This is a genomic window from Pseudomonas sp. NY15364 (assembly GCF_048068235.1).
Taxonomy (GTDB): domain Bacteria; phylum Pseudomonadota; class Gammaproteobacteria; order Pseudomonadales; family Pseudomonadaceae; genus Aquipseudomonas; species Aquipseudomonas mendocina_D.
Genome location: NZ_JBLUPX010000003.1, coordinates 246,186 through 259,234, shown reverse-complemented (window position 1 = coordinate 259,234; position 13,049 = coordinate 246,186). Strand labels below are relative to the sequence as shown.

Genomic DNA, 13,049 nt, shown 5'->3' with positions numbered 1-13,049 from the left:
CGCATGATCGAGCTGCTGACCTGAGCGCTGCACTTTGCATCATTGCACCAGTAAAAACACAAACGCCCCGAATCAATCGAGGCGTTTGTATTGAACCGGTTCAGTTCAGAATGTTTTCACACAGTCTGCATGGCTGGCGTTTTGAGTGTCGCTAAGGAGTTAGCCCAGCAGAGTGGCCCAACCTTCGACTACGTCGGAGCCCCACTTGGCTTTCCACTCTTTAAGCGTCTTGTGGTTGCCGCCTTTGGTTTCGATCACTTCGCCGCTATGCGGGTTCTTGTACTGCTTGACCTTGCGTGCGCGCTTGACGACGGCAGGCTTGGCTGCACGAACGCCTTTGGCAGTCTTGGCTTCAGGGTCGAGCAGGGCGATGATATCGCGCAGCGACTTCTGATATTCGCCCATCAGGGTGCGTAGTTTGCCTTCGAATTCCAGCTCTTTCTTCAGCTTGTCGTCTTGCGACATGTTCTTCAGACGCTCTTGGAGCTCTTTGATGCTTTCTTCGATGTTGCGGTATTCGTTGATCAGCGACATGGGCATTACCTTGGCGTGAATAAATCTGTGGTAGTAAACAGTGATCCAATAATAGTCACGCACTTATAACAAGTAAACAGCGGGCCACAAAATTACCGAAATGCAATGCAACCCTATGTGTCGTTCTGGCTTAAGTTAAATTGGCTACAGCAACTGGGTCATGAAGTTTTCCGTGCGCTCAAATAGTGCGTTTTCTAGGTGCTCAGTCGCGGGCTGTTGCAGGTGCGTGGCTGCTGCAGTTTTTTCGCCATATCGTTAGAATGGCCGACTTTTGCGCCGCCATTGGGGTTTTAGTTATGCGTACGTTCAGATTAGTCATCTCCTGCCCTGACCGCGTCGGTATCGTTGCCAAAGTCAGTAATTTCCTTGCCACCTACAACGGCTGGATTACCGAAGCCAGTCACCACTCCGATACACAGAGTGGCTGGTTCTTCATGCGCCACGAAATCCGTGCCGACTCGCTGCCGTTCGATCTGGATGGTTTCAAGCAGGCGTTCTCGCCGATTGCCCGTGAGTTCTCCATGGAGTGGCGCGTCACCGACTCGGCGCAGAAAAAGCGTGTGGTGCTGATGGCCAGTCGCGAGTCGCACTGCCTGGCCGATCTGCTGCATCGTTGGCACAGCAATGAACTCGACTGCGAGATTCCCTGTGTGATCGCCAACCATGACGATCTGCGCAGCATGGTCGAGTGGCACGGCATTCCGTACTTCCATGTTCCGGTCGATCCCAAGGACAAGGCACCGGCCTTCGCCGAGGTGGAGCGGCTGGTCAAAGAGCATCAGGCCGATGTCATCGTCCTGGCGCGTTACATGCAGATCCTGCCGCCGGCGCTGTGTGCCGAGTTCTCTCAGCGTGTGATCAATATTCACCACAGCTTCCTGCCCTCGTTCGTCGGCGCCAAGCCCTATCACCAGGCCTCGTTGCGTGGCGTGAAGCTGATCGGTGCAACATCTCATTACGTTACCGAAGAACTGGATGCCGGCCCGATCATCGAACAGGATGTAGTCCGCGTTACGCATCGCGACGATATCGAGGAAATGGTGCGTCTGGGCAAGGACGTGGAGAAGATGGTGCTGGCGCGTGGGCTACGCTATCACTTGGAAGACCGAGTGCTGGTGCACGACAACAAGACGGTGGTGTTCGACTGATCTTGCTGCGTGGGCCGGCCCGATGCACGTCAGAGGAGAATGCCCATGCTCAAGTCCATCAAGGTGCGCGACTACATGACTCGCCATCTGGTGACCTTCAGGTCGGATACCGATCTGTTCACCGCCATCAATCGATTGCTGGAGCACCGTATTTCCGGGGCTCCGGTGGTCGATTCTCAAGGCCACCTGATTGGCTTGCTGTCGGAGGGTGACTGTTTGCGTGGCATTCTCTCCGGTGCCTACTACGAAGCTGTTGGCGGTACCGTCAGCACCTACATGACCACCGAAGTCGAAACGGTGAGCCCGGAGGCGGACATCATCGAGCTGTCAGAACGCTTTCTGCGGGGGCGGCGTCGGCGCATGCCGGTGATCGAGAGCGGCCGTCTGATCGGTCAGATCAGTCGTCATGACGTGCTTCGTGCCGTCAAGGAATTCGCCCAGCATGAGCAGGGTGAACTGAGCGTCGGTTGAGGAGAGGGGCAATGAGTGATCCGCTGGACAAGGCGACATCCAAGGCGCCCCCGACGCTGGGGGAAGGCTGCGTGCGGCGTTACGACCCTGATGCATTGAGCGAAGAGGATGGTACTGAGTTCGCCGATGCGGCCGAGCTGTGGCGCCAGTTGCAGGAGCAGACCCAGGACAAGCCTGAGCACGAGCGATAAACAGGAAGGGCGCCGCGGCGCCCTTCTTGTTGTCGACAGAGTCAGATGCGGAAGCTGTCGACCAGGTGCTTGAGGCGCACGGCTTGTTGCTCCAGGTCGCCGCAGGCACGCAGGGTGGCTTGCAGGTTCTCCACACCTTCCTGGTTGAGGGTGTTGATCTCGATGATGTCCATGTTCAGTGATTCGATCACCGAGGTCTGCTCCTCGGTGGCAGTGGCCACCGACTGGTTCATCCCATCGATCTCGCCGATACGGGCCGTCACCGTGCCCAATCGTTCGCCGGCCTGGTTGGCGATATCCACGCTTTCTTCGCTGTAGCGTTGGCTCTCGGTCATGGTGGTGACCGATTCTCGTGATCCGACCTGCAGCTCCTCGATCATCTTCTCGATTTCCTGCGCCGATTCCTGAGTGCGGTGTGCCAGGTTGCGCACCTCGTCGGCCACCACGGCAAAACCACGCCCCGCTTCGCCGGCACGAGCCGCTTCGATGGCGGCGTTGAGCGCGAGCAGGTTGGTCTGCTGGGAGATGCTCTTGATCACTTCGAGAATCTGGCCGATGTCCACGGTCTTGCTATTGAGCATCTCGATCTTGGCGCAGGCATCGCTGATCTTGTTCGATAGCTCGCTCATCGAACGGATCGCCTGCTGCACCACTTTGCCGCCGTCTTCTGCCTGATGACGGGCATCCGATGCCTGATTCGAGGCATCGGCGGCGTTGCGCGCGATTTCCTGTGCAGCTGCGCCGAGCTGGTTGATCGCCGCAGCCACGCTGTTGGTGCGGCTGGCCTGTTCGTCGGAGTTGGCCATCGACGAGTTGGAGGCATTGACCACCAGCTTGGCCACTTCATTGACCTGTATGGTTGCCGATGACACTTCACGGATGGAGCTGTGGATGCGCTCGACGAAGCGATTGAAGGAGCTGGCGAGGGCGCCAAATTCGTCGTTGGACTGAATCGCCAGGCGCTTGGTCAGGTCACCTTCACCCTGAGCAATGTCTTCCATGGCTTTGCCCATGGTGTTCAGTGGTTGCATCAACACGCGGATCAGCAGGCCGAGGAGGACAATGATCAGCACCACGGCAATCACCGTGGCAACGATGGCTGAGGCGCGAAAATCGCTGAGCATCGAGTAGGCCTTGGCTTTGTCTACCGACAGACCTACATGCCAATTGACCGAGGGTAGTCCCTGGACCGGGGTGAAGGTGAGAATGCGAGTGTCGCCGTCCAGCGTGGCTTCGCTGAAGGCTTTGCTGATGCTCGGCGTGTTCTGCGGGTAGATGTCTTTGAGGTTTTTCATCACCAGGCTCTTGTCCGGGTGCACCAGGATCTTGCCATCGGCGCTAATCAGGAAGGCATAGCCGATACCGTCGAAGTCCAGCGCGTTGATGATGTTGACCAGGGTTTGCAGGCTCAGGTCACCGCCGACCACACCAGCCGGCCTGGCCGGAGTTGCGATGGTGATGATCAGCTCGCCGGTGGCGGCATCGACATAAGGCTCGGTAAGGGTGGTGCCGCCGGCGGCCAGGGCGTCCTTATACCAGGGGCGGGTGCGAGGGTCATAGTCGGCGGGCATCTGTTCGTCCGGGCGCATGGTGAAACCGCCGCTTTCGGTGCCCAGATAGGTAAAGGCGAAGGAAGAGGTTAGCGCCTTCTGCTCCAGCAGTTTGACCACACGATCCGGCTCGCTATCGTTGCTGATCGATTGCGCAGCGCTTTCTACCAGCAGGATGCGTCCGGATAGCCAGTTCTGGATGTTGCTGGCGGTCACGTTGCCCATTTCATGCAGATAGCTTTCCAGGTCGTCGCGGATGGCGTTGCGTTGCAGGTAATCGTTGTAAAGGGTGAACAGCGAGAAGGCGGCAATCACCACCAGTGAGGCTGCGAGTAGAATCTTGTGGCTAAACTGCAGGTTTTTGCTCATGTTGTCTTGCGTCCGGATGGCTCTGGAACCAGTCTTGTATTCCACGGCGCGCCTGCAAGGGCGCTTCGTGGGCTGTTGTGGCAGAGGGAGTGGGTGTTTGTTCTGCCTTTTTGTCGGTATATCTGCAGTAAAGCTTTAACCCGAGGGATGGCAAGATGCCTTTGAATTCACAGTTCGTATTGGGTGCTGGCAGTGATGGTCAGGCGGTTGGTCAGTCTTTGCGCCTGGCCAACCGTCACGGCCTTATTGCGGGTGCTACCGGCACCGGCAAGACAGTAACTCTGCAGCGGTTGATCGAGACGTTCAGCGACGCTGGGGTGGCGGTGTTCGCTGCTGACGTCAAAGGGGATCTGTGTGGTCTGGGCGCGGCCGGTGCGCCGCAGGGCAAGGTCGCCGAGCGTATCGCCAGCATGCCCTGGCTGAATCATCAACCACAGGCCTACCCGGTGACACTGTGGGATGTGCATGGCCAGAGTGGCCACCCACTGCGTACCACCCTCAGCGAGATGGGGCCGTTGCTGCTTGGCGCGTTGCTTGAGCTGACCGACAGTCAGCAGGCGGCGCTCTACGCGGCGTTCAAGGTGGCTGACCGCGAAGGTCTATTGCTGCTCGACCTGAAAGACCTGAAAGCGCTGCTCGGCTACCTCAAGGACAGTCCGCAGGTGTTGGGCGAGGACAGCGCGCTGTTCACCAGTACCTCGGCACAGGCGTTGTTGCGTCGCCTGGCCGGGCTGGAGCAGCAGGGCGCCGAAGCCTTGTTCGGCGAGCCTGCGCTGCAGCTCGAAGATCTGTTGCACCCTGACCGCGACGGCCGCGGTCGTGTGCACCTGCTCGATGCCTCCCGCCTGGTTCATGAGGCGCCCAAGGTTTATGCGACCTTCCTGTTGTGGCTGTTGGCGGAACTGTTCGAGCAACTGCCGGAACGTGGCGACGCCGATAAGCCGGTACTGGCGTTGTTCTTCGACGAGGCGCATCTGCTCTTTCAGGGCACCCCAAAGGCCCTGCAGGAGCGTCTGGAACAAGTGGTGCGGCTGATTCGCTCCAAGGGCGTCGGGGTGTATTTCGTCACCCAGTCGCCGAGCGATCTGCCGGACGATGTACTGGCCCAGTTGGGGTTGCGCATCCAGCACGGCCTGCGTGCTTTCACCGCCAAGGAACAGAAATCCCTGCGGGCAGTGGCTGACGGTTTTCGCCCGAACCCGGCGTTTAGCACGCTCAGCGTGCTCACCGAGTTGGGGATTGGCGAGGCGTTGGTCGGTACGCTGGAGGAGAAGGGCACGCCGGCCATGGTTCAGCGAGTGGCCATCGCCCCGCCGCAATCGCGCATCGGCCCGCTGAATGAGTCCGAGCGTGCGGCGTTGGTGCGTCAGTCACCCGTGGCTGGGCGTTACGACAAACCCATCGACCGCGAATCGGCCTATGAGCTGCTCACTGCTCGTGCTGCGCAGGCATCCGCTGAGGTATCCGCGCAATCGAGTACCAAGGGCAAGCCCGCAGCGCAGGAGCAAGGGCTTGGACAGATGGCGGGCGACTTGCTCGGCGGTGCGATGAAGAGCGCCCTGCGGCAAGCGGCCAATCAACTCGGTCGGCAACTGGTGCGGGGCTTGATGGGGGCGCTTATGGGAGGCAAGAAGCGCTGAAGTTACTTGCAGCCGCGTTTCGCGCGGCTGCAATGCGCCCTCGGGGCGTCAGTCGTATTCGCTGGCGGCTTCTTTCTTTTCCAGGCGTTCCTTCTCGATTTTCTCGATTTCTTTATCGAAGGCCTGGTCGAGCAGGCTGGGTTTCTTGCGCCAGGGTTTGCGGTCGGGGTCCGGTTGAGCGGCGTAGGTAATGACCTCGCCGCCGTATACATCCTTGTAACGCTGCGCCTGGCGCTCGAGTTCGGCGCGCAGTTCGTCTTTCGTCACTGTTTTTACCTGTAGGTTGTGATCGGCCCACACGACAACTGAAACGCCAGGTTTCATTGTTGCGCTGAGGGATCAATCTAAAGTGCTTCGCCTTGGTCGGCTGGGAGAAAAATTTGCAAAGTTTCACGCTTTGCATCTTTCTCTTTTCTCTTCAGTTACTTATCTATTTGTAAGTTTTTTTCGAGAAAAGTTGCATGGAGCAACTGGCGGGTATTATCACCAGCTCCTTTTGAATGTCCAGTAATCAGCCCACAAGCGCCTGATAATGCAGGCTGAAACTCATCTGGCAGCTTTCCTTCGCTGCCAGCAGCTTTAGCCCAGGCTGCCCCGATAAATGATGGGCGTTGACCGGATGGGTAACGGGTTCGAAACAGAAGAAATTCTGTGCCTCTGGGCAGAACAATAGAAACACATCGCAGCCCTCCGCCTCGCAGACTAGCTGATAACCGGCGTCTGCTTGAATGATAAGCGCCTTGCCGGGCCAGTGGGTAAAGGCATTATCGACAAGTTGCTGTGGCAACAAGGTGGGCTCGGTGAAGTTCCAGGCCTGCGGTAATTCGACCCACTGACTGGACAGTTTGTCTTCACCGCATAACCAGACGCCGCCTGCTTGCGCTTGCACGCGTGTATGCGCAGTGCGCGGCAGATAAGGATGAAGGCCGAGTCCGTACCAGGTGGGCTGCTCGCCAAGATGGGTGGCTTGTAACGTCAGTCGCAGGCAGCCGTCAGTTAGGCGTATGTGGAAATTGGCGCGATAGGGAAAAGGAGATTGGCTGTGCAGTTCCAGACTGGCGCTGTCGGACGTCACATCGACTACCTGCCAGGGTTGTTGCCAGGCACTGCCGTGTATCGGCAGTGCTTCGTGTTCGGTGTTGGCGCTTAGTGCTTGCCAACCGGTAGGTGTGGTGAAGCCGCCCCCGCCGATGCGGTTGGACCAAGGCAGCAGTGGGTAGCAGGCCAGGCGCCGAGGATTGGAGGTGGCCAGCGCCAGATCGTCACTGTGGCGCAACAGCGGCTGACCGTCGCTCAGGCGCACCCAGTTGACCAGGCTTGCACCCAGTTCCGGGGCGAGAGTCAACTGTGTCACGTTATCGCTCAGAGTCAGCAGGGTCGTTGGCATTTGACGCTCCTAGGGCTTTAATTGTCGGGAATTCATAGTGTCATCGTACAACTGCTAGGCTATCATTACGGCAAAGCCTCAAGTCTTAATTCGAGAACTCGTCCGCCATGGAAATGCAAAACGCTCAACCTCGTGCTCGTCGCAAGCACCGCAGTCTGGCTCAGGAACTGGTAGCCGATCTGTCGCAGCGCATTCGCGATGGGTTGATCAAGCGCGGTGAGAAGCTGCCGACAGAGTCGGCGATCATGGAAGAGCAGGGCGTCAGTCGCACCGTGGTGCGCGAGGCGCTGTCGCGTTTGCAGGCCGCTGGCCTGGTCGAGACTCGTCACGGCATCGGCACCTTCGTGCTGGATACGCCCAGCGCCAGTGGTTTTCGCATCGACCCGGCGACAATCGTCACCTTGCGCGATGTGCTGGCCATTCTTGAGCTGCGTATCAGCCTTGAGGTGGAGTCTGCCGGGATGGCTGCTCAGCGTCGTAATGACGTCCAACTGAAGGCCATTCGCGAGGCGCTGGATGCCATCAACGAGAGTGCGATGCATGCCAGCGATGCAGTTTCCTCGGACTTCCATTTTCACCTGCGCATTGCCGAGGCCACCGGCAACCGCTACTTCACCGATATTCTCAGTCATCTGGGCACCAGCATCATCCCGCGTACCCGGGTCAATTCCGCCAGCTTGGCGCGTGACGATCAGACCCACTACATGGCGCGCCTGGAGCGCGAGCATGAGCAGATCTTCGAAGCCATCGCGCGCCAGGATGCCGAGGCGGCGCGGGCAGCGATGCGCCTGCACCTGACCAACAGCCGCGAGCGTCTGCGTCAGGCGCACGAAGCAGCCGAGGCGGAAGCGCTGCACGGCTGAAACCTGTTGAATGCACTCGGCGGCCTTGAGCCGCCGAGTGCGTTTTAGCGGTAGGGAAAACTGGACGCGCATGCCGCCATCTAGCGGCGGTAGGCCAGGGCGACGATGCCGCCGACCACGATCAGGCCACCGACGACCTGCAATGCCCCCAGTACCTGACCCAGAACCAGCCAACCCAGGATCATGCCGGCCACCGGCTCCATGTTCATCACGGGTGCATTGCGCGCGATGTTCAGGCGCGGCATGCAAATGAATAGGGTGGAGAAGGCCGCGCCGTAGAGCAGCACCAGGCAGGCCAGTGCGATCCAGCCAGCGCTGGCGTTGGGCATACTAAGGCCGCCCGGAATCAGGCCGCTGCTACCCAGCAGGGTCGAGGCGCTGAACACCACCGCCAGGGTCAGCATGCTGCGCACCGAGCCGGCAATTTTCGACAGGCGATTTTCGGTGATCCATAGCGCCACGGCGAACACGGCGGCTGCGGTCAGGCTGAACAGGATGCCGGCGACCCACTCACCATCTGGCGCATCGGCGCTGGCCAGGCGACCCGGAACATCGAGCACCAGTACCAGGCCGAAGAGAATCACGCCCATGATGGCCAGCGCCTGGCGGGTTGGCGCCGCACCGCCGAGCGCCCAGGTGAGCAAAGCCAGTAGGATCGGCGAAAGGTTGACCACCAGCAGTGCCAGCGCCACTGGAATACGCGCCACCGCCGAGTAGATGCAGAAGCTCTGGATGGCGATCAGCAGGCCCAGCAGGATTTGCCAGCCCCAGGTAGCGCGACCCAGTTTCAGCGATTCACGTCGCCACAGTACCAAGGCGGCCAGCGCGACCAGCGTCACGCCGGCACGCGCGAGCATTGCCAGCAGCAGTCCGGTGTCGTGGTCAAAGGCGATCCGCGCAGCGATGTGGTTGCCCGCGAACGAGCAAGCCAGTGTGGCGAGGATCAGGACGGCGATGTGACGCGGAAACGGGGTGGAACCTTGCATGACGAAATCCTGTTGTCATGGTCTTGAAATCAGGCCCTGAAGCAAAACGCCGCCCGATTGAGCGGCGTTGTGGTTCAGTGCCCGGGTTGCTGTCAGAGCACGACGCTCGGCAGCCACAGGGAGATAGCCGGGACGTAAGTCACCAACATCAGCACCATGAACAGTGCCACGTAGAACGGCAGCAGTGCCTTCACGGTATTTTCGATGGTGACCTTGCCGATTGCGGCGCCGACGAAGAGCACAGCCCCTACCGGTGGCGTGATCAGGCCGATACCCAGGTTGACCAGCATGATCATGCCGAAGTGTACCGGGTCTACACCGAAAGAGGTGACGACAGGCAGCAGAATCGGGGTGAGGATCAGGATCAGCGGAGCCATGTCCATCAGCGTGCCCAGCACCAGCAACATGAAGTTCACGCACATCAGGATCACGTAGCGGTTGTCCGAGAAGGCCAGGAACGCAGTGGTGATCTTCGACGGAATCTGCATCAGGGTCATGATGTAGCCGAAGGCGGCGGCGAAGGCGATGAGGATCATCACGATCGACAGCGTACGCACGGTGCGGTGCAGCATCTTCGGCAGTTCACGCCACTTGTAGTCGCGGTAGATGAACATGGTCACGAAGAAGGCCCAGATCACGGCCACGGCAGCGGACTCGGTGGCGGTGAAGATGCCGGAGAGAATGCCGCCGAGGATGATGAACATGGTCATCAGGCCCCACAGCGCTTCCACGCAGATCTTGATCGCCTGGCGCAGCGGAATGACTTCGCCTTTCGGGTAGTTACGTGCCTTCGCGAACCACAGGCACAGCGTGGCCAGGGTTGCACTCATCAACAGACCCGGGCCGATACCGGCCACGAACAGTGCGGCGATGGACACTGTGCCGCCAGCGGCCAGTGAATAGATCACCGAGTTGTGGCTGGGCGGAGTGAGCAGTGCTTGCACCGAACCGGAGACGGTGACCGCAGTGGAAAACTCGCGCGGGTAGCCTTTCTTTTCCATTTCCGGGATCAGCACCGAACCGACCGAGGCGGTATCGGCCAGGGAGGAGCCGGAGATGGCACCGAAGAAGGTCGAGGCGGTGATGTTGACCAGTGACAGGCCGCCACGGACAAAACCGACCAGCACCCCGGCGAACGCCACCAGGCGGCGAGCCATGCCACCTTCGGCCATGATCGCGCCGGCCAGGACGAAGAACGGAATGGCCAGCAGGGAAAATTTGTTTACACCGCCGGAGATCTGGATCATCACGGCATGCAGGGGAATATCGATCCACCAGGCGCCGATCAGCGCGGAAACGCCGAGCGAATAAGCAACCGGAACGCGCAGGAGGATAAGGACAATAAAACTGCCCAGGAGAATGGCGGCATCCATTTACACTGCCTCCTTGGAATCTTCAGTGTGTTCGAAGTCGACGGCACGGCGCTTGTGTTGATCGCCGTACAGCAGTTGTTCGATGACGAACAGGAGGGTGATGAAACCGCCCAGCGGAATGGGCATGTAGCTGATGCCGACGCGTACCGAAGGCAGTGTGCTGAGGTACTGGTTCCAGGTCGCTGCGCAGAGCTTGTAACCCCAGATCAGCATGAACAGCGCGATGCCGCCCATGACCAGGCGCACGAACAGCGTGATCAGCGGCTCCAGTATTTGAGGCAGGCGATCGGTCAGTGAGGTCACGGCCATGTGGGCACTCGCGCGGTAGCCGGCAGCGGCACCGACGAAGGTGAACAGCACCATCAATAGCACTGAAATGGGCTCGGGCCAGCCCAGCCCTTGACCCAGCACATAACGGCTGAAGACGCCCCAGGGGATGATCGTGGCCATGATCACGATCGCCAGGCCGGCGGTCGCGATACAGGCACGGTAGATGGCGTCATTGACGCCCAGAACCAGGTTTTTCATGAGACTTCACCGGTTGCGCGGCGCAGGCGAGATGCCGGCGCCGCGCGCTTGCGCGTGGATTACTGAACGGCTTCGATGCGCTTGATCAGGTCGGCGAACTGAGCACCGTACTTCTCACGTACCGGGGCGGTAGCGTCGTAGAACGGCTTGGTGTCGACTTCGATGAACTCGACGCCTTCAGCCTTGAGCTTCTCGTCGCTGGCCTTTTCCTTGGCAACCCACAGGTCGCGCTCTTCCAGCTGGGCTTCTTTGGCCAGCTTCTTGACCAGTGCTTGCTGATCCGCAGTCAGCTTGTTCCAGGTGGTCTTGGACATCAGCAGCGGTTCGGGGAGGATCAGGTGATGCGTCTGGGTGTAGTACTTGGCCGCACGGAAGTGGTTGTGCTCGAGCAGGGTCGGCGAGTTGTTCTCGGCGCCGTCGATCACGCCGCTCTGCAGGGCGCTGAAGATCTCGCCGGTGTCCATGGCGATGCCGTTGGCGCCCATGGCGTTGAGGGTGTCGATGAACAGCGGGTTGCCGATCACGCGGATCTTCATACCCTTGAGGTCTTCCAGCTTGCGTACCGGCTTCTTGGTGTACAGGCTGCGGCTACCGGCTTCCATCCAGGCCAGACCGACCATGTTGAAGTCGGAGTTGGTGATGGCGTCGAGGATTTCCTGACCGATTTCACCGTCGACCACTTTGCGCATGTGGTCGATATCGCGGAACACGAACGGCATGTTGAAGACGTTGGTGGCAGGCACTACCGGGCCGACCGAGCCAAGGCTGACGCGAGTCAGCTGGACGGCGCCGATCTGGGTCTGTTCGATCACTTCCTTCTCGGAACCCAGCACACCACCCGAGAACATCCGGGACTTGATTTCGCCGTTGGTGGCCGCTTCCAGCTTCTTGCCGAGGTTTTCCATTGCGACTACGGTCGGGTAGCCGGCCGGGTGGATTTCGGCAATTTTCAAGGTCGTCTCGGCCTGCACGAAGGAGGACAGACCGAGCGCTAGAGGAAGTGTGGCGAGAAGCAACTTACGTTTCAGGTTCATGCGGAAAACTCCGTCTTGTTGTTGTTGGTTTACAGCAGTGTGAGTCCGGTGCCGCGAACGGCCCGGGGTGAATCGGGTCAGGGATGGAAAGCCGGCTCCTCTATGCCGCAGACGCCGGCTTGCAGAGCGAACACACCGCCGGCCAGTGGCTGGTCGGAGAGGTCGCCGCCGGGGCGGATTGAGGTAACGAACAGGGTGTCCAGATTGGCGCCGCCGAAGGCGCACATGGCGGGCTTCTTCACCGGTACGGCGAGCGAGCGGTCGAGGCGGCCATCGGGGGTGAAGCGGTGGACCAGGCCTTCGTCGTTGCCGCAGATCCAGTAGCAGCCGTCGACATCCATCGCTGCGCCGTCGGGGCGGCCTGGATGCTGCTTCATGTCGATGAACAGGCGGCGGTTGTGCGGCGTGCCGCTGTCGGTGTCGTAATCGAAGGCCCAGACGCTTTGTACGCTCGGGTGCGAATCGGACAGGTACATGGTGCGGCCGTCAGGGCTGAAGGCCAGGCCGTTGGGCACGATGAGGTCGTCGAGCACCTGTTGCAACTGGCCGTCGTAGCGATACAGAGCACCGACGCGTGCGCCCTGAGCCATGTCCAGCAGCATGGTGCCGGCCCAGAGGCGGCCTTGGCGGTCGCAGCGGCCATCGTTGAAGCGCATTTCCGCGCGGGCATGTTCGACCTGCGCCAGACGCTCGGCCTTTACGCTGCCATCGGCTTGCGGACGCAGGTGGAAGATGCCGCTCTGCATGCCTGCGATCCAGCCACCAGCGGGATGCATGGCGATGCAGGCGAGCATCTCATCGGCCTGCCAGCTCTGCGTCTGGCCATCGGCTGCGGACCAGCGGTGCAGGCGGGCGGCAGGGATATCGGCCCAGTACAAAGCCTGTTCGGCAGCGTTCCAGACAGGGCTTTCACCCGTGGCGTTGCGCGCATCGACAATCAGTTCGGCTGTCATGGCATTCAGGCGCTCTATTTTG

14 protein-coding genes are annotated in these 13,049 nt (G+C 60.1%); 5 read left to right on the top strand and 9 right to left on the bottom strand.

Annotation, left to right across the window (positions count from 1 at the left end; all coding sequences use genetic code 11):
* Positions 1-159: 159 nt before the first annotated feature.
* Positions 160-534 carry a histone-like nucleoid-structuring protein MvaT gene (gene mvaT, locus ACNFCJ_RS04810; protein ID WP_179574214.1) on the bottom strand — a complete coding sequence of 125 codons (375 nt, stop codon included), beginning with the start codon at positions 532-534 and terminating at the stop codon, positions 160-162.
* Positions 535-830: 296 nt separating this feature from the next.
* On the opposite strand from mvaT, the gene purU reads away from it, so the two are divergent.
* The 3 genes from purU to ACNFCJ_RS04795 are packed head-to-tail and all read left to right on the top strand — an operon-like array spanning position 831 to position 2,344.
* The gene (purU, locus tag ACNFCJ_RS04805; protein ID WP_099525717.1) at positions 831-1,682 is read left to right on the top strand and encodes a formyltetrahydrofolate deformylase; all 852 of its coding nucleotides are present in this window, start codon (positions 831-833) and stop codon (positions 1,680-1,682) included.
* Between the two features lie 45 nt (positions 1,683-1,727).
* Complete coding sequence (locus tag ACNFCJ_RS04800) at positions 1,728-2,153, top strand: CBS domain-containing protein (RefSeq protein WP_099525716.1); 426 nt, start codon at positions 1,728-1,730, stop codon at positions 2,151-2,153.
* An 11-nt stretch (positions 2,154-2,164) separates the two neighbouring features.
* On the top strand, positions 2,165-2,344 hold the full coding sequence (locus ACNFCJ_RS04795; protein WP_099525715.1) for a hypothetical protein: 180 nt from the start codon (positions 2,165-2,167) through the stop codon (positions 2,342-2,344).
* A 41-nt stretch (positions 2,345-2,385) separates the two neighbouring features.
* Here the strand turns inward: ACNFCJ_RS04795 and ACNFCJ_RS04790 are convergent, their stop codons facing one another.
* A complete protein-coding gene (locus tag ACNFCJ_RS04790; protein ID WP_125880584.1) occupies positions 2,386-4,263 on the bottom strand; it encodes a methyl-accepting chemotaxis protein in 1,878 nt (625 codons plus the stop codon).
* A 155-nt stretch (positions 4,264-4,418) separates the two neighbouring features.
* Between ACNFCJ_RS04790 and ACNFCJ_RS04785 the strand changes: the two genes are divergently transcribed.
* Complete coding sequence (locus tag ACNFCJ_RS04785; RefSeq protein ID WP_416770092.1) at positions 4,419-5,903, top strand: helicase HerA-like domain-containing protein; 1,485 nt, start codon at positions 4,419-4,421, stop codon at positions 5,901-5,903.
* A gap of 48 nt (positions 5,904-5,951) precedes the next feature.
* Here ACNFCJ_RS04785 and ACNFCJ_RS04780 read toward each other — a convergent pair whose 3' ends face one another.
* Together ACNFCJ_RS04780 and ACNFCJ_RS04775 are read right to left on the bottom strand one after the other, a co-directional pair.
* Entirely contained in the window at positions 5,952-6,170 is a 219-nt protein-coding gene (locus ACNFCJ_RS04780; protein ID WP_099525712.1) for a hypothetical protein, read from the bottom strand.
* A gap of 244 nt (positions 6,171-6,414) precedes the next feature.
* Complete coding sequence (locus tag ACNFCJ_RS04775; protein WP_416770090.1) at positions 6,415-7,290, bottom strand: aldose 1-epimerase; 876 nt, start codon at positions 7,288-7,290, stop codon at positions 6,415-6,417.
* Positions 7,291-7,397: 107 nt separating this feature from the next.
* Here ACNFCJ_RS04775 and ACNFCJ_RS04770 point away from each other — a divergent pair, with 107 nt between their 5' ends.
* The gene (locus ACNFCJ_RS04770) at positions 7,398-8,153 is read left to right on the top strand and encodes a FadR/GntR family transcriptional regulator (RefSeq protein ID WP_099525710.1); all 756 of its coding nucleotides are present in this window, start codon (positions 7,398-7,400) and stop codon (positions 8,151-8,153) included.
* An 80-nt stretch (positions 8,154-8,233) separates the two neighbouring features.
* Here ACNFCJ_RS04770 and ACNFCJ_RS04765 read toward each other — a convergent pair whose 3' ends face one another.
* The 5 genes from ACNFCJ_RS04765 to ACNFCJ_RS04745 all read right to left on the bottom strand — a co-directional run bounded on the left by ACNFCJ_RS04765 (position 8,234) and on the right by ACNFCJ_RS04745 (position 13,027).
* Positions 8,234-9,139 (bottom strand): EamA family transporter, encoded by a 906-nt coding sequence (locus tag ACNFCJ_RS04765; protein ID WP_075749101.1) that lies wholly within the window; start codon positions 9,137-9,139, stop codon positions 8,234-8,236.
* 92 nt (positions 9,140-9,231) lie between these two features.
* Positions 9,232-10,512, bottom strand: a complete 1,281-nt coding sequence (locus tag ACNFCJ_RS04760; protein ID WP_416770088.1) for a TRAP transporter large permease — start codon at positions 10,510-10,512, stop codon at positions 9,232-9,234.
* Complete coding sequence (locus tag ACNFCJ_RS04755) at positions 10,513-11,040, bottom strand: TRAP transporter small permease (RefSeq protein WP_416770086.1); 528 nt, start codon at positions 11,038-11,040, stop codon at positions 10,513-10,515.
* Between the two features lie 59 nt (positions 11,041-11,099).
* A complete protein-coding gene (locus ACNFCJ_RS04750; protein WP_125880581.1) occupies positions 11,100-12,074 on the bottom strand; it encodes a TRAP transporter substrate-binding protein in 975 nt (324 codons plus the stop codon).
* Positions 12,075-12,151: 77 nt separating this feature from the next.
* Entirely contained in the window at positions 12,152-13,027 is an 876-nt protein-coding gene (locus ACNFCJ_RS04745) for a glucurono-1,5-lactonase (RefSeq protein WP_416770084.1), read from the bottom strand.
* Between the last annotated feature and the right edge of the window lie 22 nt (positions 13,028-13,049).